This window comes from Microbulbifer sp. MKSA007 (assembly GCA_032615215.1).
Classification (GTDB): domain Bacteria; phylum Pseudomonadota; class Gammaproteobacteria; order Pseudomonadales; family Cellvibrionaceae; genus Microbulbifer.
In genome coordinates, this window is the sequence record CP128433.1 from 3,832,949 (window position 1) to 3,854,310 (window position 21,362).

Consider the following 21,362-nt stretch of genomic DNA (forward strand, 5'->3'; position numbering starts at 1 on the left):
AATCGGTTGCCGCTTATTGCACGACAGTGTGCCGATTAACTGCCTTCTGACAGCATCGTCGCCATATAGTCGTGTACTTGGGACAAGTTATTGGGCAATACCTTGAAGCGCTCCTCCCGCTGCCAGAGATCCTGCATATGACTCGGCAGGGGAATCTCTTTTTCTGGCAGGGCCTGGGCCACGGCATCGGGGAATTTTGCCGGGTGTGCGGTAGATAAGCAAACCATAGGCTGTTCGGTGGAGTGACCCACCTGTCGTGCGGCTTCAACCCCGATAGCTGTATGCGGATCAAGTAGATATTCACAGGAGCGGAAGGTCTCGCCAATCACTTCAACCGTGCGCTTGTCATCCACCCGGCTGGAGGAGAAAACTTCTCTCGCTTTGCCCAGGGCCGATTCACTCAAATGCATGGGCTGGCTGCGATCCGCGAGCAATTCAGCAACCGTCGCACCATCGCGACCGTAGAGATCAAACAGCAATCGCTCAAAGTTGCTCGACACCATAATATCCATACTGGGAGACAAGCTGTGCACCAGTGGTTTGGGAGTGTGGTCATTGCCGCTGATGCAGCGATGCAGAATATCGTTGGCATTGGTCGCAATTACCAATTGGTCGATAGGCAATCCCATCTGCCTCGCCAGGTAACCGGCAAAAATATCGCCAAAATTACCGGTGGGCACGGAGAAATTAACGGTTTTATCCGGCGCCCCCAGGCGCAGGGCAGCATAAAAGTAATAGACGATCTGCGCCATAATCCGCGCCCAGTTAATGGAGTTAACCGCTACCAGGCGGCGTCCATCGGGCAGGAATGATTGATCGGCAAAACTCGCTTTCACCATATTCTGGCAATCGTCGAAATTACCTTCGAGAGCGATATTAAATACGTTGTCCGACTGCACTGTGGTCATCTGGCGTCGCTGGACTTCAGATACACGGTTATGGGGGTGCAGAATAAAAATATCGATATTGTCGCAATGGCGGCAACCTTCGATCGCAGCCGAACCGGTATCCCCAGAAGTTGCCCCCATAACCACCACTCTCTCACCGCGCTTTTTCAGCAGGTGATCAAAGAGTTGGCCGAGGAACTGCAAGGCAAAATCTTTGAATGCCAGGGTGGGCCCGTGAAACAACTCGAGCACCCACTCATTGGTGTCTGTCTGCACCAGCGGGGCAATAGCCTTGTGGCGGAAGTGCTTGTAGGAACGTCCGATAATACCGCTCAGCTCTTCATCACTGAGATCACCCCCCACAAACGGCTGGATAATGCGAAAGGCCAGCTGCTCGTAATCAAGCCCCGCCATAGAGGCAATTTCCTCGCGAGAAAACTTCGGCAAATTCTCGGGAACATAGAGGCCTCCATCGCTGGCAAGGCCTGTTAGTACGGTATCGGCGAAGGAGAGAGACGGCGCGCTGCCGCGTGTGCTGACAAATTTCACAGTATTTCTTGGCTCTTATCGCTGGCTGGGGAGTTAATTGATTGGAGCACCGAGCCCGGGGTTATGTCACTCGGCGCCCGCGGGGTTTATCCGAGGCTCTCGACACGAATCCTGACGACTTCACCTTCGACCGTTTCCAAAGCCTCTATTTGTGCAACCGCTTGGCGGAGGCTGGCTTCATCAGCTCGACTGGTCAAAATCACCACCGGGACAAGTGCTTCACCTTCAACCGGTTCGTGCTGGATCAGAGCCTCGATGCTGATGCCCTGATCACTGCAAATGGTGGCCACCTGAGACATAACTCCGGGCTTGTCGTGGGCGGCGATGCGCAGATAGTAACTGGTGATAACATCCTCTTCCGGCAACACCTGGGTACCCCCCTGCTCTGCCAGGGCGACACCTGCTGCCGGTACTCGGTGCTCCGGCTTGGCCTCAAGAGTGCGGGCCACATCAACAAGATCGGCGATCACTGCCGATGCCGTGGCTTCATCGCCCGCACCAGCGCCGTAATACAGGGTTGGTCCCACAGCATCGCCGCTGACCAGCACCGCATTCATAACGCCGTTTACGTTGGCGATCAGGCGGCGCTGGGGGATTAAAGTCGGGTGCACCCGCAACTCCACGCCCTTGTCAGTGCGACGCGCAATCCCCAGATGCTTGATACGGTATCCCAGCTCATCAGCGTAGCGAATATCTTCACTACAGATCCGGCTGATGCCTTCGGTGTACACCTTGTCAAAAGCGAGCGGCATAGCAAATGCCAGGGAGGCCATAATTACCAGTTTGTGAGCAGCATCGATACCTTCCACGTCAAAAGTGGGGTCAGCTTCCGCATACCCTAAAGCTTGGGCCTGGGCCAGTGCTTCATCAAAACTTCGCCCTTTCTCACGCATTTCAGTGAGGATGTAATTGCCGGTGCCGTTAATAATTCCGGCGAGCCACTGCACCTGGTTGCCCACCAACCCTTCGCGCAGGGATTTAATAATAGGAATACCGCCAGCTACTGCCGCCTCATAAGCAATGGTGACATTGTGCTTTGCGGCCAGCTCAAACAGCTCGTTGCCGTGTTCGGCAATCAACGCCTTGTTAGCGGTGACAATATGCTTGCCATTTTCAATCGCTGTGCGCACCAGCTCCTTGGCTACCGTAGTACCACCGATAAGCTCCACCAAAATATCCACGTTGGGATTATTGGCGACATCGAAAATTTCCCGGGTAACGTTTATCTGGCTGGTATCACAGTGTGCGTTATCGCGGCGCGCACCTATTTGCTCAATGACCAGGGCGCGACCGCAACGGGCTGCAATTTCCCGCCCATTGCGCGCCAATACATTCACCGTTCCACTGCCGACAGTACCCAGGCCACAGATACCGATCCGCACGGCACGGGGTGCCTTTTTTACAACCACCTGAGCCTCCGCCTCCGCAGTCTCTTCCACTGTTGCGCTCACAATGTTCCTCCGCGCAACTATAAGGGCAGCGAACCAGACCGGGATCTACCCCGATTACATAGAAAGTGCCACCACAGGAAGTCGCGCAATAAATGCAAATAAAATTGACAAAAGATCATCAACCTTACCGAGCGGAACGTAAAAAAGTCAATATAATTGCGCCATAAAGGCACCGCTTCCAGCTAGAGTAGAGTCGAAACTTCTGTCACCCAAAATCACCTCTTGAAACCAACAGCGTCCTCAGTAGATGCTATAGAAGCATCTACTAGCATCAGGTAACAGCAACCTGCGAAATTGCATCCACCGCGCCTTTGCACAAAATAGGGGCGTACTGAATCCGGACTCAGATAGTGGTCGAGTAATGAAGAAAACCCTAATCCTTTATACAGGCGGAACCCTGGGAATGCGCCGAAGCGAATCGGGCTATGTGCCTGACGCCGACCTGGAAGGCGCACTGGGCCGCCTCTTACAAGATGTTATCGGCCAGCTTCCACAATACGATTTCCAGGCACTCGACCCACTGCTGGATAGCGCCAATATGCGACCAAAGGACTGGTATCACATTGCCAGCCTGATACGCGACAACTATAGCCAGTACTCAGGCTTTTTGGTGCTGCACGGCACCGACACCATGGCCTACACCGCCTCAGCACTGTCCTTTGCCCTACAAGGCATAGAAAAGCCCGTGGTCGTCACCGGTTCCCAGATTCCCTTGCGGGAGATGCGTAGCGACGCCTATAACAACTTAATTGCGGCGCTATTATTAAGCGGCTCCGACGATATCAGGGAGGTTTGCCTCTACTTCAACGGCAAACTTCTACGCGGCAACCGTGCAGTGAAGGTCAGTTCTGGCTCACTGGATGCTTTTAGCAGCCCCAATTACCCCTGTCTCGGGGAAGTGGGTATCCAGGTCAATATCGACCACAACGCCCTGCTGGTGCCCACCGGTGAACCGCAGTTTCAGATTCCCGCCAATGCCAATGGCGGAGTGATTTTACTGAAACTATTCCCCGGTATATCTCCCTCACTGATTGAAAAAATTTTAGAGAGCCGCCCCAAGGGCCTGATTATTGAAACATACGGCACCGGCAATGCACCGACTGACGACAGCGCATTTACCGAGCAGCTTGAGAAGGCCTCAAAGCTCGGCACTATTTGTGTAGCAGTGTCCCAGTGTTTGGAGCACCAGGTGGATCTGGGTAAATACGCTGCGGGCTCCGCACTGCTTGATGCCGGTGTTATAGGTGGTCTGGATATGACCAGCGAAGCCTGTTTTGTAAAGCTCAACCACCTGTTGGCAATGGGCCATTCCGATACGGAAATTAAAACCCTATTACAGCGCCCGTTGTGCGGTGAGTGCAATCACCCCAACTGATAAAAACTGAAACTATTGGCGAGGCCATATGGCTTCGCCTTTAAAAAGGCGATCGAGTGATTAACAGGGATTGAAGGGATAACCTCTATCCAGAAGCAAAATACCGATGAGCAACGATTTTTCGCAAAACCTCCGCCTTCTGTGCAGCTTCTACCCATCCATAGCCGAGGTGTGCCGGCGAATTGGGGTGAACCGTGCCCAGTTCAATAAATATCTCAACGGTAACACTCAACCCTCCCAGTATACCCTGGGAAAGATATGTCATTTTTTTGGCGTAGAGCCCCATGAAATCGTGATGCCCCACGAGCAATTCAGCCAAATTGTTCGCGTACGCAACGCGCCCGTCTCCGACAGCCTCCCCGCCAGGCCCTACAATCGCGATATTGATATTCTGATGCGGGAGTCCCAGGGGCGGGCCGATAAATATTTAGGCTTCTATTTCGAGTACCACTACTCCATGACCTTCTCCGACCATATTATTCGCAGCCTGCTGCATATTGAGTCAGATGGTGATGGGTATTATTTTCAGCGCTTCGAACGAATGCGCTACCCGGACAGGGATGAGTGGTATAAATCCCGCTATAAAGGCATGCTGCTCTTTCTTGCCGATCGTATTTTTCTGGTTGGCTATGAATCACTGACTCACAATGAAATCGCACAAACTATTTTATACCCTACTTATAAAAGCCGAGTCAGCTATCTATCCGGATTAAAGCTGGGAGCATCCGCCAGTGACAGGCGTGAGCCCGTCTGCACAAAAGTAGTTCTCGAATCTCTCGGTCACAACATCAGCATAAAAAATGCACTGAAATTATGTGGTGTTTTTGGTCCTGAGTCCGAAGAGATAAACAAAAACATCCGCGAGAATATTCGCGCAACCTCTACAGAAGGGCCGCAGAGTTTCTTTGCGACACCACTCTAAAAAATACTTCCCAATTAATTACTAAATTACCCCAACACGAGGCTTGCGGGAGGTGGAGATATTACCCCACCCCACACAGGCCCATACGATGAAGAGAAGAGAAACTGATGACCAACGATTTCCACACACTCAAACCAATGCCGGTTTTTAGTGCAGGTGCAGAAACCCGCTTGGAGAAAGACTTATTGGGTGAGCGCGAAGTACCGGCCGATGTCTATTTTGGCATTCAAACTTTACGCGCTTTGGAAAATTTCCAGATTACCGGAATTACCCTGAATCACTTCCCCAATCTGGTAAAAGCACTGGCGATGGTAAAAAAAGCTGCGGCCAGCGCCAATGGACAGCTCGGCTACCTGGAGCCCAAACTGCAAGATGCCATTGCCACTGCCTGTGACGAGATTATCGATGGCAAACTGCACGATCAATTTTTGGTAGATATGATTCAGGGCGGCGCCGGTACTTCTACCAATATGAATGCCAATGAGGTGATTGCCAACCGCGCGCTGGAATTACTCGGTCACAACAAAGCCGAGTACAAAAAAGTACACCCAAACAACCATGTAAACCTGTCGCAATCTACCAATGATGTTTATCCAACCTCGATAAACCTGGCCATTCTGCTCAGCTACAGCGACCTGGTTCAGTCCATGGAGAGCTTGTGCGTTGAGTTCGACAAGAAGGCCAAAGAGTTTGCCTCAGTAATTAAAATGGGGCGCACCCAGCTGCAAGATGCGGTACCTATGACTCTGGGCCAGGAGTTTGCCGCCTTCGCCGCTACTGTGCGCGAAGATGTCGACAGAGTTAAAGAGCTGGTCGCTCTATTCAAAGAGATCAATATGGGGGGCACCGCGATCGGAACCGGCATTAATACGGACCCGGAATATCGCCAGCTGGTTGTTAACGCGCTGTCAGAGATTTCCGCCATCGACTTTGTCTGCGCAGAAAACCTGGTGGAAGCCACTTCCGACATGGGCGCCTTCGTGATGTTCTCCGGCGTAATGAAACGCATCGCCGTTAAGATCTCGAAAATTTGCAGCGATTTACGCCTGATTTCCAGCGGCCCTCGCGCTGGCCTCAATGAAATTAACCTGCCGCCGATGCAACCCGGCTCATCCATTATGCCCGGCAAGGTCAACCCGGTTATTCCCGAAGTGGTTAACCAGGTTGCCTACCAGGTGATCGGCAACGACCTCACGATTACCCTGGCTGCTGAATCCGGCCAGTTGCAGCTCAATGTAATGGAGCCAGTAATCGCCTTTAACCTGCTACAGTCCATGCGCCTGATGACCCAAGCCATGACCACGCTTGCGGATCGTTGTGTGAGCGGCATCACTGCCAACGAAGAGCACTGCCTGCAACTGGTTGAGAACAGCATCGGCCTGATTACTGCGGTAAACCCGTTTATTGGCTATGAAAATGCCACCCGCATCGCCAAGCAGGCACTAATTACCGGTGCCAGTGTGAAGCAGTTAATCCTTGATGAGGGGTTACTGAGTGAGGAGGAACTGAACGATATCCTCGCGCCGGAGAATATGACCCAGCCGAGAAAAGTAGAAATTAAAAACCCTGCTTGAAAACAAAAACCGGCGGCCTCTCGGCTGCCGGTTTTTTAGCTATCAGCCGGGCTTAAATTCCCAGCTCTTTAAGCAGGCGATCCGGTGGTAAGTAACCGGGAACAACCCGACCATCTTCCATCACGATAGTCGGCGTACCGCGCACATCGATAGCCTCGTTGCCCAGCTTGTATTGAGCTGCCACCGGGTTTGTCTTACAGACATCCAAAGGCACATTTTCACGGTTCTTAAGTGCAGTCAGCGTCTTGTTGCTGTCTTCCGCACACCATGCAGTTGCCAGCTTGCGATACCCCAGGGAATTCAGGCCACCGCGCGGGAATGCCAGGTAGCGCACTTCGATACCGCGCTTGTTCAGCTCGGGCACATCCTGGTGCAGCTTGCGGCAGTAACCGCAGTCCACATCGGTAAATACATAAACGCTTGCCTTGGTTTCACCTTTTGGGGAGAAGACAATCATATCTTCTGTATCAAGGGCGCCCATAACCGCAGCGCGGCGCGTCGCTCTACGCTGCTCGGAAAGGTTGGCAACACCGCCAGCCTTCACCTGATAGAGATCGCCGTAAACAAAGTGATTACCATCAGCAGAGACGAACAGGGTCGTGTTGCCATCATCGACATCCACTTCGTAAAGCCCCTCAATTGGACTCTCCCGCACCTCTCCATAGGTTGCTTTGGGATTACTCGCCTCAAGGCGTGTCTTGATGGTTTTTACAACGTTGGTATCGACTTCTGCCAACGCTGCAGAGCCCACCAGACTGAGTAGCGCGCCAGCGATTGCCAGCGGCTTCTTGATAAGCGTCATTACCAATTGCTCCTTAAATTCTCATTGGGCTTCGACTTAATCATCGGCCTTCAGTTCCAGCCAGTATGGCAGCTCTTTGCCGCTGCGAACCTAATTGGCACGTTTTAACATATCCAGTCACCTTGGACTACGCAAAACACCGCAAGACGTGAGCGCTTTAGCGAAATTGACTGTATCCCCGCGCCAGGGGAAGCGCGTGTCCATTTATGTCAGTTAAGGCAAGCAGACCCAATCTGGGACACCAAATAAGCTGCTCCTAACCCACATACAAAAAAGGCCGAAGCGTACGCTTCGGCCTTTTTCTGCGATCAAGGAGAGCTTAATTGAGCTTCTCTTTGATACGTGCAGCTTTACCAGTCAGGCTGCGGAGGTAGTACAGCTTGGCCTGACGCACGTCACCGCGACGCTTAACCTTGAGGCTGTCAACCATCGGACTGTGAGTCTGGAAAGTACGCTCAACGCCAACACCGTGGGAAATTTTACGCACGGTGAAGGAGGAGTTCAGACCACGGTTGCGCTTACCGATAACCACGCCTTCGAACGCCTGCAGACGCTCACGGTTGCCCTCTTTTACTTTTACCTGAACGATTACAGTGTCGCCCGGTGCGAAGGGAGGTACTTCGCTCTTCAGCTGTTCCTGCTCCAGCTGCTGGATAATTTTGTTAGTCATTTGGATCGCTCCCAAATACAGATTGTGTAGCTTCTCAGCTAGTTCACCGAACTACTCGCGCCTCCCGGCGAATTCGGCCTCAATTTTCTTCGAGCTTCTGTTCCCGCTGGATCTCATCCAGCAACAACTTCTGCTCATCGCTCAGCTCCAACCCTTGCAATAAGTCCGGGCGTCGCTGTTGCGTGCGCGCCAATGCCTGTTTCAGGCGCCAGCGGCGTATTCTTTCATGGTTGCCGGAAAGCAAAACTTCCGGTACCGCTACTCCCCGATATTGTTCCGGTCGGGTGTAGTGTGGGCAGTCCAGCAGGCCAGAGGAGAAAGAGTCCTCAACCGCCGATTGGTTGTGTCCAAGTGCGCCGGGAATCAAGCGGGTAATAGCATCCACCATCACCATAGCAGCCAGTTCGCCACCGCTGAGGACATAGTCACCAATGGACCACTCCTCGTCGATCATAGATTCGACGATACGCTCATCCACACCTTCATAGCGCCCCGCCAACAACACCAGGTTGCCAGCTGCAGACAGCTGCTCCACTCCACCCTGATCGAGCTGTCGACCCTGGGGAGACATGTAGATACTGCGTACAGATTCACCATCTTCACCAGCCCAAGCTCGAGCAGCCTCGAGAGCCTGGTAAAGGGGCTCAGCTAACATCACCATTCCCGGTCCGCCGCCGTAAGGGCGATCGTCCACAGTCCGGTGCCTGTCACTGGTAAAGTCCCGAGGATTCCAACAGCGAACTTCTAAAAGGCCATCTTTCACAGCCCGTCCACTGACGCCATACTCGGTCAATGCGGCAAACATCTCCGGAAAAATGCTTACCAGAGCGATTCGTTTTGTCATCGCTCCTACGCCTTAAAAAGCCGGGTCCCAGTCGACGGTTATTACACCGACTTCCAGGTCAATATTGGTAATAAACTGATCAGGTAGATAGGGAATCAAGCGCTCGCGCTTATCCGCTCCACCGCGCACCACCATTACATCGTTGGCACCAGTTTCCATCATGCGAGCAACGGTACCAAAGTCGTGATCTTCGCCATCGAAATGGCTGACAACCTTCAACCCTTCGAGCTGGTGCCAGTAATACTCACCATGCTCAAGCTCAGGCATCAGTTCACGAGCTACAGCAATATCGCGCTGGCAAAGTCGAGCCGCCAAATCGCGGTCATCAATGCCTTTCACATGTACAATCAAGCCCTTGCCGTGACGCTTACCAGCGTCAATTTCGAGAGCTTCCCAACCTTTCGGCCCCTGCAAGCGCCAATTAGGGAACTGCAGGATGTTGTCCATCGGCTCGGTATAGGAGTGAACCTTGACCCAGCCGCGCACACCATAAACGGTAGTAACGCGCCCAACCGTGACCAACTCTTCGGAAGGTTTTCCGTTATCTGTCACAGGAGCACCACTTACGCGCAAATTAAGCAGATTCTTTCAGAAGCTTGCCGACGCGGTCAGAAACCTGTGCGCCACGACCCAGCCAGAAATCAACACGCTCGCGATCAACACGCAGACGCTCTTCCTGACCACGGGCAACCGGGTTGAAGAAACCAACACGCTCAATAAAACGACCGTCGCGAGATTTGCGGCTGTCGGTAACGGTCAGATGATAAAACGGGCGCTTTTTAGCACCACCACGGGCCAAACGAATGGTTACCATGTAACTTTCCTATAGGTTCAACACTAGGCAACCGCACTAAGCAGTCACCACAACAACTTTGCACCGGCAGCAGGGCCGGCAGAAAGGCGGCGTATTCTAATGTACCACCCCAGATTTGTATAGGGTCGCCAGGCCGCCCGGAGAACTGCGGTTCCCTACTTCTTTTTGAGGCCCGGTGGCAGGCCTCCGGGCATACCGCCCATACCGCCCATACCGCCAGGCATACCACCGCCCATACCGGGCAGGCCGCCGAGGCCGCGCATCATTTTACCCATGCCCCCGCCTTTGAGCTTCTTCATCATCTTGCCCATCTGCTTATGCTGCTTGAGCAGGCGATTCAAGTCCTGTAGCTGGGTGCCGGAACCGGCAACGATGCGGCGCTTGCGCGAACCGTTAAGAAGGTCAGGATTGCGGCGTTCGGCCGGCGTCATGGAGGAAATCAATGCGTCCATACGCTTAAATTCTTTGCCCATATCGGCCTGTTGTGCAGCCTGCGCTACACCGCCCATGCCGGGCATTTTCTCCAACAGGGAGCCAAAGCCACCCATATTTTGCATTTGCTGCAACTGATCGCGCAGGTCTTCCAGGTCAAAGCCTTTACCCTTCTGGACCTTTTTAACCAGCTTTTCGGCTTTCTCTTTATCAATCTTCTGCTCTGCTTCTTCAATCAGAGACAGAATGTCACCCATACCCAGGATACGGGAGGCGATACGATCCGGGTGGAAGGTTTCCAGAGCGTCGGTCTTTTCACCAACACCGATAAACTTGATTGGCTTACCGGTGACGTGACGCACGGAGAGAGCGGCACCACCACGGGCATCGCCATCGGCCTTGGTGAGAATCACACCGGTCAGCGGCAGCGCATCATTAAAGGCACTTGCGGTATTTACCGCATCCTGACCGATCATTGCGTCGATCACGAACAGGGTTTCCGCCGGGTCCAACTCGCTGTGCAGCTCACGGATTTCATCCATCAACTCGGAGTCCACATGCAGTCGACCAGCAGTATCCACAATCAGCACATCGGCAAATTGTTTGCGGGCAGCGTCCACAGCACCCTTGGCAATATCCAGCGGTTTCTGCTCAGCTGTAGAGGGGTAAAACTGTGCCCCCACTTCACCGGCCAAGGTCTCCAGCTGTTTAATAGCGGCAGGGCGGTAGACGTCCGCACTCACCACCATGACTTTTTTCTTTTCACGCTCCTGCAGGTATTTGGCCAGCTTGGCCACACTGGTGGTTTTACCAGCACCCTGGAGGCCCGCCATCAGGATTACCGCCGGAGGTTGCACGGCGAGGTTGAGAGGCTCTGCAGCCGCACCCATCACCTTAACCAGCTCATCCTGAACAATCTTGACGAACTGCTGGCCCGGGTTGAGAGCCTTGCTAACCTTCTGTCCTACCGCAGCGGTGCGCACTTGCTGAACAAATGCCTTAACCACTGGCAGAGCGACATCCGCCTCCAACAGCGCCTTGCGCACTTCGCGCAAAGTATCGCGGATATTGTCATCCGTAAGGCGCGCTTTACCGGTAACTTTCTTTAAGGCCGCCGATAAGCGGTCACTCAGGTTATCGAACATAAATTCGTCTCGATCTCTCCGTTTACGGACTCAACCCCAGTGCGGAGGGGCGCGAAATTAGGGGGAGCAAACTGCAACTCCCTCTCTGAGGCGCGGCAGTATAGCCCAGGTCTCGCCACAGCCGAAATATCGCAAGTCTTCCTTGTTTCAACTGGCTATGACACACTCCTGCCCTAACGCAATAATGAAGACACGGATTTACCCATGGCGGCTTTCGCCCACTGGACAGCTATCGCTCTCTACCTGGCCACAACCATAGTTGCAGGTGCGGCTCTGGCCCAAAAACAACAGCCGAATTCCAAACTGCTTCTCAGCCTTTTGGCGGGTGCACTTGTCACCCACGGAATATCCCTGGGACACGTTCTCTTTTCACCCGAAGGCTATCGCTTCGACCTGCTGGCAATGCTCTCGCTGATTTCCTGGGTAGTTAACTTTCTATTATTGATCCTGGCCGTTGGCCGGCCACTTACTCTACTTATTCTTATTTTCGCACCAGTGGGAGCCGCCACTGAATTTGCTGCATCCCATATTTGGGGCACCGTAACGCCACATCAACAGATCTCTGCCGGCATTGCGGTACATGCTCTACTGTCTATTTCTGCCTATTCACTGCTGACCCTGGCTACCCTTCAGGCGATCTATCTCTATTACCTTAACCAGCAACTGCACAACCACAGGCCGGTAGGCGCCACCCGTCTTCTGCCACCATTGCAGAGCATGGAGTCACTGCTGTTTGGCCTGATCACTTTCGGGCAACTACTGCTCACCGCCTCCCTGCTGACCGGTTTCGTCTTTGTTGGCAATTTGTTTGAAGAGGGGCCAATACACAAAACCATCCTCTCTATGGTCGCCTGGGTTCTCTACACCATACTCCTATGGGGACACTGGAGGTTGGGCTGGAGAGGCAATACCGCTGTGCGTTGGACCTTAAGCGCTTTCGCCGCCCTACTACTTGCCTATTTTGGTAGTAAGCTGGTTATGGAAGTCATTCTCCAGCGCGGGTAATCGAATATACGACTGCAAAGCTTGCGGAGGTCGGCAATATGTTCCAATATCTCCGCTTGGAAATAAAAAGAGTTCTCCCTTGAACGAGATGCCCACGGGCCTGCTATTCGGTTTGCTGGCCCTATTGATACTGATATCCGCCTTCTTCTCCAGCTCCGAAACCAGCATGATGGCGCTTAACCGCTATCGTCTGCGGCACCAAGCCAAAAGCGGGCACCGCGGGGCAAAGCGCGCCACCGAGCTACTCGCACGCCCGGACAAGCTGATCGGCTCAATTCTAATCGGCAACAATCTCGTTAACGTTCTTGTATCCGTAATCGCCGGCTCGGTATTCGCGCAAATTTACGGAGAAATACTCACCACCATAGTCTTGACTCTTGCCCTACTGATTTTTGCTGAGGTCACACCAAAGACTATTGCCGCTCTACACCCGGAAAAAATTGCTTTCCCCGCCTCATTTATTTTGCGCCCACTGCAATGGCTGCTCACTCCCCTGGTGCTGTTGATTGGTGGCATATCCAACGGCCTGGCGCGTATGTTGGGAGTCGAAACAAAAGCGAATAGCGAAGCGGAACACCTGGCCCCCGAAGAACTCCGAACCGTTGTATTCGAATCAGGCGCCCTGCTTCCCAGCAAGCACAAAGGCATGTTGCTCAACGTGCTGGACCTGGACCAGGCAACCGTTGAAGACATCATGATTCCGCGCAATGAAGTCATGGGCGTTGACCTGGAAAACAGCGCCGAAGAGATCCTGCAGCAGCTAGCGGAAAGTTCCTACACTCGCCTCCCCGTATATCGCGGTGACATCAATCGAGTAGTAGGCATACTTCACCTGCGAAAAGCGGCGCAAATACTGCGGGACGGACCAAAAAATTTAACGGCAGAGCGGCTCAACTCCTTCACTGATGAGCCTTACTTCGTACCCGAGGCAACACCACTCCCCACACTGCTGATGAACTTCCAGAAAACCAAGCGCCGCATGGGGCTGGTAGTTGATGAGTACGGAGAGGTAATGGGTATCGTTACCCTGGAAGATCTGCTGGAGGAAATTGTCGGCGACTTCACCGCAAGTCCAGTACCCAGCGATGACGAGGAGATAGTCGCTATAGAAGATGGCTGGTACATGATCGAGGGCGGCACTTCTATTCGCGATATTAATCGCACCCTTGGCTGGGAACTGCCCACTGACGGGCCAAAAACTTTTAACGGCCTGGCAATGGAACACCTGGAGAGTATCCCCGACGGCAATATCAGCCTGTACATCCTCAATTACCTGGTGGAAATTGAGGAGGTCTCAGACAAGATGATTACCCGGGCCAGAATCAAGCGAATCGACAAGTAACGCTACAGCCGTTAATCACTCAACTTCTTCTAGCAAGCGCCTTACCGGTGCAAAGCTGGTGCGGTGTATTGGAGTGGGACCCTGCAATTGTAAAGCTTCCATATGCGCCTTGGTGGGATACCCTTTATGACCTGCAAGGCCGTAACCGGGATATTCAGAGTCCAGCACTACCATTTCCCTATCACGGGTCACCTTAGCCAAAATAGATGCCGCCCCAATTGCAGCGACACGACCATCGCCCTTTACAACGGTATCGCAAGGGTAATCCCAGTTCGGTTTTTTATTGCCATCCACCAACACAAATTCAGGCTGCACGGATAGCCGTGCAACTGCACGATACATCGCCAGTAAACTTGCCTGCAAAATATTTAGCTGGTCAATTTCCTCAACTGTTGCACGAGCTATGGAGTAACTGAGCGCTCGCTCACAAATCTCATCAAATAACTGCTCGCGCTTTTTTTCAGTCAGCTTTTTGGAGTCGGCAAGCCCGGCAATTGGCTTGTTAGGATCAAGAATCACGGCTGCGGCAACCACATCACCAGCTAAGGGGCCGCGCCCAACCTCATCGACACCTGCAATCAAATCACCCTTGAAAGGGCAAACATAGGGGGGCAATTCTGTTTTACGACTCATAACTTATACTACTCGGCAGATTCGGGCTTAGCGTCCAGTAGCCCCACCACGGCATCGGCAGCCCGCTCAGAAGCATTGCGCCTCAACTGTTGATGCATTTCGAAAAACTCGCGCTCTAAATGATCCCCAAGAAGCGGATCTTCAAAGTACTGCATCACCGCCGCACCAAGATTCTCCGGAATAGCATCATTCTGCAAAATTTCCGGTACCAGTTCTTTTTGGGCAAGTAAATTTGGTAGCGAAACCCATGGGGTATGCAGCATCCGCGAGACGATCATAGACGTCAATCTGCCCAGCTTGTAGGTAACGACCATGGGCTTTTTAAGCAACATCGTTTCAAGGGTTGCTGTACCCGATGCAATGAGCACACAGTCTGCCGCAGAAACGGCCCGTCTCGATTGTCCCTCAAGTAAAGTGATAGGGAGTTCAGGGTAATCTTTAAGCTGCTCTTGAATCTCATCCATACGCTGCTTATTGGCAGCGGGAATAACAAATTTAATATCCGAGTGACGCTGGTGGCACCATCGGGCCGTTTGCAGAAACAACGGCCCCAGCATGCGAACCTCACCTCCACGGCTGCCTGGCAAAAGGGCAATTACCCGGTCGTCTTTCTCAAAGCCCAATGCTTTGCGTTCGCCGGCGATATCCACTTGCAGGGGAATTTCATCAGCCAAAGGGTGGCCAACAAAGGTCACCGGTACTTGGTTATCTCGGTAGAAATTCGCTTCAAATGGAAGCAGGGTCAACATGTGGTCGACAGCCCGCGCAATCTTTTTAATTCGACCCTGCCGCCAGGCCCAAACCGAAGGACTGACATAATGGACGGTGGGGATACCCTCAGCCTTGAGTGCAGCCTCAAGAGTCAATGTAAAGTCCGGGGAATCGATACCAATAAATAGATCGGGAGGGTTATCAGTAAAGTGGCGACGGAGAGATCTGCGGATTTTCAACAGTTCCGGAAGGCGCTTCAAAGGCTCTACCAGTCCCATTACCGACAGCCGCTCCATAGGAAATAAACTTTTAGCACCCAGTTCCAGCATGCGCGGCCCGGCAATCCCCTCAAACTCTACATTGGGAAGCCGAGTTTTTAATGCGGCCATTAAACCAAAACCGAGGATATCTCCTGACGCCTCACCGACAACGATACCAATTCGTATCGGCTTATTTTTTTCTGACACGCCTATATCCCTCCTCTTGGGGAGCTGTTTATGTTGGAATTAATTGGGAGTTGCATAAAGTGCAATCGGAGCTGCACCAAACAGCTCCAAAGAGAAGTGAATTAGCGAACAATGCCGCGGGTGGAAGATTGCAAAGACTCTATCCACGGCTGAATAACTGGAGATTGTTCGCGCAACTCCATCAAGGCCTGCAGCGCCTCTTGCATAGTAAGACCGCGACGATAAACGGTCTTGTAAGCTTTATTGATCAGGGCAATATCTTCTCTAGAAAAGCCCCGTCTGCGCAGCCCTTCTGAGTTAATGGTCTTTGCTTCGGCAGGGTTTCCGGCAACCATAACATAAGCAGGGACGTCTTTACCGATAGCAGCGCCCATTCCCAGGAAAGCATGCTCTCCCACAGTACAGTTCTGGTGAACCAAACTATAACCACTCAGAATCGCCCAGTCCTTAACAACAACATGACCGGCCAAACCACAGTTATTCACCATAATAGTGTGATTGCCAACAACACTATCGTGGCCAATATGGGCATAGGCCATGATCAGGTTTTCGTCACCAATAGTGGTCTCACCTCGGTCCTGAACGGTACCACGGTGGATCGTAACCCCCTCGCGAATCACGTTATTGTCGCCAATAACGAGTGTCGTCTCTTCACCACGATACTTTTTGTCCGGGGTATCCTGCCCTACGGAAGCAAACTGGTAGATTCGGTTGTTCTTCCCCAGTTTGGTCGGCCCACTAAGCACCACATGAGAGGCAATATCACAGCCATCACCTATCTCTACGCCGGCTCCAACAATGGTGTAAGCACCAATACTCACCCCGGAACCAATTACTGCCGTAGAGTCGACAATAGCTGTAGGGTGGATACTTGTCTGCATTCTGGGATCTACTCCTCGGCATTAATCGTACTGGGTAACCTGTACCCTTAAAACAAAGGCTACCCGGAAAATCCTGAATCTAACTCTCCAGCGAGCTTTACAGAATTACTGAACCTTTTTGACGGCACATAGGATATCAACAGAAGCTGCCAGCTCGCCATCAACACTGGCTTTACAAGCGAACTTCCAGATATTTCTGCGAACAGATACCGCTTCAGACTCGAGCTCAAGGCGATCACCTGGGATCACCTGACGCTTAAAGCGCGCCTTATCAACCCCACCGAACAGATACAGATATCCATCTTCCGGTTTTTTGCCAAACGTTTTAAAGCCGAGGATTCCCGAGACCTGGGCCAGGGCTTCAACAATCATCACTCCCGGGAAAATAGGCATTTCCGGAAAGTGGCCATTAAAAACTTCTTCATTTCCAGAAATGTTTTTATAGCCTTTTATATACTTCCCTTCTTCGAGTTCTACTACACGATCCACCAACAAAAAAGGATAACGGTGCGGCAGATACTCGCGAATTTCACGTACATCCATCATTCCAAATGCCCCCAGAAACCACTTCGGGGCGTAAAACGCCCCGAAAACAACAAAGCCAAATTAATTAATAACTAAAGTTCAATCGTCTGTCCCACTCTTTTGGGACAGTGCCTGAACCTGTTTTTCCAAATCTTTCAATCTGCGCGCCATTTGATCCAACTGACCAAAACGCACAGCATTACGACGCCAGGTAGAACTATCGGCAAAGGATAACGCTCCAGAGTAGCTACCAGTATCCTTTATCGACTTAGTAACAAACGTGTTACCCGACACCTGACTGCCATCTGCAATCGTTATGTGTCCGTTAATACGGCTACAGCCACCGAGAAGACAATGTTTCCCTATCTCTGCACTACCGGCAATTACGGCACACCCGGCTATGGCCGTGTAGTCACCAATCTTCACATTGTGCGCGATTTGGACCAGATTGTCGATCTTGACTCCTCGCCCAATCACCGTATCACCCAAAGCCCCACGGTCTATACAGGTATTGGCTCCAATTTCCACATCTTCGCCAATTTGCACTCCACCAAGCTGGTGAATTTTCACCCAGCTGCCTTTATTAGGCGCAAACCCGAAGCCATCGGCTCCAATAACCGTCTGGCTGTGAATAATACCGTGTGCACCGATAGAGCAGTTATGATGAAAAACAACGCCGGCATACAGGCGTGTTCCTGCACCGACTAAACTGCCCTCGCCAACATAGCAGTTAGCACCAACAATCGCTCCAGGCTCCAATTTTGCGTAGGCCTCGACCACAGAGCCGGGCCCCACACTGACACCAGCACCAATCTCTGCCGTGGGGTGAACTACTGCAGAGGGGTGAATACCAATAGGTGCTTCAGGAGTTGTATCGAACAGGGCTGTTGCTCGAGCAAAGGCCAAGTAGGGGTCCGCAACACATAAAGCCGTTACCGGGCACTCTTCAGCAAACTCTTCCGATACCAGCACTGCGGCAGCTTTGGTCGTTTTCAGAAAGCGTCGATAATTAGGGCTTGCAAGGAAAGCCAAGTGCTCTGCACCAGCATCCTGCAGTGTATTTAAACCCTGAACTTTTTGATTGGAATCTGAACCGGGCGCCAACCGCAAGTCGGCCCCCAGCTCTTGCGCCAACTGGGCAAGAGAAAAGCTATCTTTCATATAAGACTATCGACTTACTTGGCTGCGTTCATACGCTTAACAACAGCCTCTGTCAGGTCGACGCTGGGACTTACATAGTAGGCAGTATTGGAATCCAGCACTACGTCAAGCTTCTGCTCTTTAATCAGTGCGTCCAGGGCATCCCTGGCCTTTGGTCCCATAGAAGCCTGGATCTCTTGACCCACTTGAGCTTCCATTGCACGCAATTTTTTCACCGTTGTCTCAAAATCTGAGCGCTGGAAATTCATCTTGCGCTGGTACTCAGTCTTTTGCTCATCGGACCAGGTCACACTATTTTTCTTGGCATCTTCAGCCATTTTTTGCAGTTCAGAACGAATTGACTCGGCACTGCTCTGCAGCTTCGAATATTCAGAGCTGGTCTTCAAGGAGTTAACCTTGGTTTTCGCTGCATCTGTGCTCATGATCGCAGCTTGTAGGTTAAGTACTGCAACCTTGGTTTGCGCCAGCGCTGCGCCGGATAAGGTCATACCTGCAAGTAATACTGCAACAATTTTTACATTCTTAAGCACGTCGGTCTCTCCAATAGATTTTATTTTAATTGCGCTGATATACGCCTAATTCATTTTATCTGACAAATTTAGAAGCTGTTACCCAGAGTGAACTGGAATACTTCCACATCATCATCATCATTTTTCTTAAGAGCTTTCGCCAAGCTAAATGTCAGCGGGCCAAAACCGGTAATCCAGGTCAAGCCTATCCCCGCAGAGACATTCATCTTACCAAAGTCCACATCGTAACAGTTGATCTGGGTATCACCACAGCTGGTATCGAATACATTACCCGCGTCCACAAAGAAAGCGGTTTGTAAGGAACGCTGATCTTTAACAAAGGGCAATGGGAAGATTACCTCTGCACTGCCTTCGATCAGGATATTACCGCCAAATGGATCGGCATCATCGTAGGAGCTAACTACCAAATCGCCATCATCATCGACAAAATAACAATACTCAGTTATCTCCCCGCCCTCAGTGGCACAGCCAAGATCCGTATAAAATTCATAAGGCGTGGAACGAGGGCCTAGAGTGTTACGCTCAAATCCGCGTACGGAGCCAAAACCACCTGCGTAAAAGTTTTCAAAGAAAGGCAATTCATCAAGATCACCAAACCCATCGCCATAGCCCAATCGGGTACGCAGGCGCAAAGTCAGACTCTTAGTTAATGGTCGGAAGTACTGTCCGGTGTAAACCAGCTTGTAATATTCGAGGTCACTACCGGGAACGGTAAATTCCAAAGAGAGATTCTGTGAGGCCCCTCGAGTCGCTAAAACTCCCCTGTTCAAGGTAGAACGAGCGTAGGATGCTGTTAAGGCAACGTTATCAAACGAGTCTCCGTAACGATCGATAAATCCGTCAAAGGTAGTATTAAACTGACTATCGTCAATATCCATCGCAAGATCGAGGGTCTCATCTTCCGCAAGAGCTTCCAGAATCAAATCATAGTTATCTTCTGTAATTCCCTTCCGGGCGACACCATCAATAAGGCTTGGGCTTGATGCAATCTCCTGAACAGTACCTGAGCGGGTAGATAATTCGAGGTGGTTAAAGCTCACATTAAGGCCGACACGAGATATTTCCGACATCGGGTAACCAAAACTAACTCCACCACCATAAGTCGTGGTGTTGTAGTCAGAGAGGTTGACCTCGGAGTAATCATTCTCTGTGTAGAAGACATTAAAGCCGCGGCTCACACCATCCGGTGTGAAGTAAGGGTCAAGGTAAGAGAAATTCACAGAAGTCTGGTAGGTGGAGGCATTCATCCCAATACCTACGGATTTACCGGTACCTAACCAGTTGTTCTCCTGGATATTGGCTCCCAGCACCAAGCCACTGCTCTGAGCCCAGCCTATAGTGCCGCCGATCGACCCTGAAGGCTGCTCTTCAACCGTGTATTCAACATCAATCTGATCGGATGTACCCGGTACTTCTGAGGTTTCCACCTCAACTTCTTTGAAGTAGCCCAGGCGTTCAAGGCGGACTTTAGACTGCTCTATACGGGCAGAGGAAGCAGAAGCTGACTCCATCTGACGCATCTCGCGGCGCAAAACCTCATCTGTGGTGCGAGTATTACCTCGGAAGTTAATTCGACGAACGTAAGCCCGCTTGCCGGGGTTGATAAAGAAGGTAATTTTTACCGTTTTCTCTTCTTTATTCGGCTCAGGGATACCATTAACCTCAGCAAAGGTATAACCCTCATTCCCCAGGCGCTTGGTAATATAATCCGAGGTTGTTGTCATCCGAACCTGGGAGAAGGTCTGCCCTTCCCGTACCAGCAGCAAGCGCTTAACTTCTTCCTCTGGGACTACAGGATCACCCGCCAGGTCCACTTCACTAATGGTGTAAACATCGCCTTCATATACATTGACGGTGATAAATACACTCTCTTTATCGGGACTCAGGGATACCTGGGTGGAGTCAATTTTAAAATCCAGGTACCCACGATCCAGGTAGTAGGATTCGAGACGCTCCAGGTCGCCGGTCAATTTTTCGCGGGAATACTTGTCATCACTGCGCAACCACGACAACCAGCCGGTGGTTTGCAGCTCAAAAATCTCTCCAAGCTCTTCATCGGAGAACGCTTTATTGCCGACAATATTGATGTGCTTAATTGCGGCTACTGAGCCTTCATCAACAATTACGCGAAGCTCAACCTGGTTGCGCGGCAACTCTTTTACTTCAGTTTTAACACTGGCGTCATAGCGTCCCTGGCCAACATATTGACGCTGCAGCTCCTGAGCCAACCCCTCAAGGGTTGCGCGCTTGAAGATCTGCCCCTCTGAAAGGCCATTCTCCTGCATGCCTTTCAACAAGTCTTCTGTTGCAATCGCCTTGTTACCCGTAATTTCAATCTTGGAAATTGCAGGTCGCTCGCGCACAGTGATAACCAGGACACCATTCTCCTGGCCAATTTGAATATCCTCAAAGTAACCAGTGCGAAACAGCGCCCGAGTGGCACTCTGAATTTCCAGAGTCTCCACCTCATCCCCCACTCGCACAGGGAGAGCTGAGAATACGGTACCGGCAGAGACGCGCTGCAGCCCTTCCACACGGATGTCATCAACTACAAATGACTGTGCTAAAGCACTGAGAGGCAGTGCCAGACTAAGAGAAGCCGCTTTCAGGAAATGTTTCATCTACTAATTCCAGGTGTTTTT

The 21,362-nt window shown here is 51.7% G+C and carries 20 protein-coding genes; 5 read left to right on the plus strand and 15 right to left on the minus strand.

Annotated features, from left to right (window positions below; translation table 11 throughout):
* Positions 1-35: 35 nt before the first annotated feature.
* Positions 36-1,436: a threonine synthase gene (gene thrC, locus QT397_19910; protein WNZ55117.1), complete on the minus strand. Its 1,401-nt coding sequence runs from the start codon at positions 1,434-1,436 to the stop codon at positions 36-38.
* 86 nt (positions 1,437-1,522) lie between these two features.
* Positions 1,523-2,845: a homoserine dehydrogenase gene (locus tag QT397_19915; GenBank protein WNZ58569.1), complete on the minus strand. Its 1,323-nt coding sequence runs from the start codon at positions 2,843-2,845 to the stop codon at positions 1,523-1,525.
* 403 nt (positions 2,846-3,248) lie between these two features.
* Here QT397_19915 and QT397_19920 point away from each other — a divergent pair, with 403 nt between their 5' ends.
* From QT397_19920 to aspA, 3 genes are all read left to right on the plus strand, one after another.
* Complete coding sequence (locus tag QT397_19920) at positions 3,249-4,262, plus strand: asparaginase (protein WNZ55118.1); 1,014 nt, start codon at positions 3,249-3,251, stop codon at positions 4,260-4,262.
* 106 nt (positions 4,263-4,368) lie between these two features.
* Positions 4,369-5,184: a helix-turn-helix transcriptional regulator gene (locus tag QT397_19925; protein ID WNZ55119.1), complete on the plus strand. Its 816-nt coding sequence runs from the start codon at positions 4,369-4,371 to the stop codon at positions 5,182-5,184.
* A 107-nt stretch (positions 5,185-5,291) separates the two neighbouring features.
* A complete protein-coding gene (gene aspA, locus QT397_19930; protein WNZ55120.1) occupies positions 5,292-6,758 on the plus strand; it encodes an aspartate ammonia-lyase in 1,467 nt (488 codons plus the stop codon).
* A 52-nt stretch (positions 6,759-6,810) separates the two neighbouring features.
* Here aspA and QT397_19935 read toward each other — a convergent pair whose 3' ends face one another.
* The 6 genes from QT397_19935 to ffh form a co-directional block, all read right to left on the minus strand.
* On the minus strand, positions 6,811-7,560 hold the full coding sequence (locus QT397_19935) for a DsbC family protein (GenBank protein WNZ55121.1): 750 nt from the start codon (positions 7,558-7,560) through the stop codon (positions 6,811-6,813).
* A 319-nt stretch (positions 7,561-7,879) separates the two neighbouring features.
* On the minus strand, positions 7,880-8,236 hold the full coding sequence (gene rplS, locus QT397_19940; GenBank protein ID WNZ58570.1) for a 50S ribosomal protein L19: 357 nt from the start codon (positions 8,234-8,236) through the stop codon (positions 7,880-7,882).
* A gap of 73 nt (positions 8,237-8,309) precedes the next feature.
* Complete coding sequence (gene trmD / locus QT397_19945; protein WNZ55122.1) at positions 8,310-9,074, minus strand: tRNA (guanosine(37)-N1)-methyltransferase TrmD; 765 nt, start codon at positions 9,072-9,074, stop codon at positions 8,310-8,312.
* Between the two features lie 12 nt (positions 9,075-9,086).
* A complete protein-coding gene (gene rimM, locus QT397_19950; protein ID WNZ55123.1) occupies positions 9,087-9,626 on the minus strand; it encodes a ribosome maturation factor RimM in 540 nt (179 codons plus the stop codon).
* Between the two features lie 22 nt (positions 9,627-9,648).
* Entirely contained in the window at positions 9,649-9,888 is a 240-nt protein-coding gene (rpsP, locus tag QT397_19955) for a 30S ribosomal protein S16 (protein ID WNZ55124.1), read from the minus strand.
* A 155-nt stretch (positions 9,889-10,043) separates the two neighbouring features.
* Positions 10,044-11,465: a signal recognition particle protein gene (gene ffh / locus QT397_19960; GenBank protein WNZ55125.1), complete on the minus strand. Its 1,422-nt coding sequence runs from the start codon at positions 11,463-11,465 to the stop codon at positions 10,044-10,046.
* A 204-nt stretch (positions 11,466-11,669) separates the two neighbouring features.
* Here ffh and ccsA point away from each other — a divergent pair, with 204 nt between their 5' ends.
* Positions 11,670-12,470: a cytochrome c biogenesis protein CcsA gene (gene ccsA / locus QT397_19965; GenBank protein ID WNZ55126.1), complete on the plus strand. Its 801-nt coding sequence runs from the start codon at positions 11,670-11,672 to the stop codon at positions 12,468-12,470.
* A gap of 79 nt (positions 12,471-12,549) precedes the next feature.
* A complete protein-coding gene (locus QT397_19970) occupies positions 12,550-13,812 on the plus strand; it encodes an HlyC/CorC family transporter (GenBank protein WNZ55127.1) in 1,263 nt (420 codons plus the stop codon).
* Positions 13,813-13,827: 15 nt separating this feature from the next.
* Here QT397_19970 and rnhB read toward each other — a convergent pair whose 3' ends face one another.
* The 7 genes from rnhB to bamA form a co-directional block, all read right to left on the minus strand.
* Positions 13,828-14,445, minus strand: coding sequence for a ribonuclease HII (gene rnhB / locus QT397_19975; GenBank protein ID WNZ55128.1), 618 nt, complete (start codon positions 14,443-14,445; stop codon positions 13,828-13,830).
* 8 nt (positions 14,446-14,453) lie between these two features.
* Positions 14,454-15,623 carry a lipid-A-disaccharide synthase gene (gene lpxB / locus QT397_19980; GenBank protein WNZ55129.1) on the minus strand — a complete coding sequence of 390 codons (1,170 nt, stop codon included), beginning with the start codon at positions 15,621-15,623 and terminating at the stop codon, positions 14,454-14,456.
* Positions 15,624-15,724: 101 nt separating this feature from the next.
* Positions 15,725-16,504 carry an acyl-ACP--UDP-N-acetylglucosamine O-acyltransferase gene (gene lpxA, locus QT397_19985; GenBank protein ID WNZ55130.1) on the minus strand — a complete coding sequence of 260 codons (780 nt, stop codon included), beginning with the start codon at positions 16,502-16,504 and terminating at the stop codon, positions 15,725-15,727.
* Positions 16,505-16,609: 105 nt separating this feature from the next.
* On the minus strand, positions 16,610-17,050 hold the full coding sequence (gene fabZ, locus QT397_19990; protein ID WNZ55131.1) for a 3-hydroxyacyl-ACP dehydratase FabZ: 441 nt from the start codon (positions 17,048-17,050) through the stop codon (positions 16,610-16,612).
* A gap of 78 nt (positions 17,051-17,128) precedes the next feature.
* The gene (lpxD, locus tag QT397_19995; protein WNZ55132.1) at positions 17,129-18,190 is read right to left on the minus strand and encodes a UDP-3-O-(3-hydroxymyristoyl)glucosamine N-acyltransferase; all 1,062 of its coding nucleotides are present in this window, start codon (positions 18,188-18,190) and stop codon (positions 17,129-17,131) included.
* A gap of 14 nt (positions 18,191-18,204) precedes the next feature.
* Positions 18,205-18,720, minus strand: a complete 516-nt coding sequence (locus QT397_20000) for an OmpH family outer membrane protein (GenBank protein ID WNZ55133.1) — start codon at positions 18,718-18,720, stop codon at positions 18,205-18,207.
* 68 nt (positions 18,721-18,788) lie between these two features.
* A complete protein-coding gene (gene bamA / locus QT397_20005; protein WNZ55134.1) occupies positions 18,789-21,341 on the minus strand; it encodes an outer membrane protein assembly factor BamA in 2,553 nt (850 codons plus the stop codon).
* Positions 21,342-21,362 lie beyond the last annotated feature (21 nt).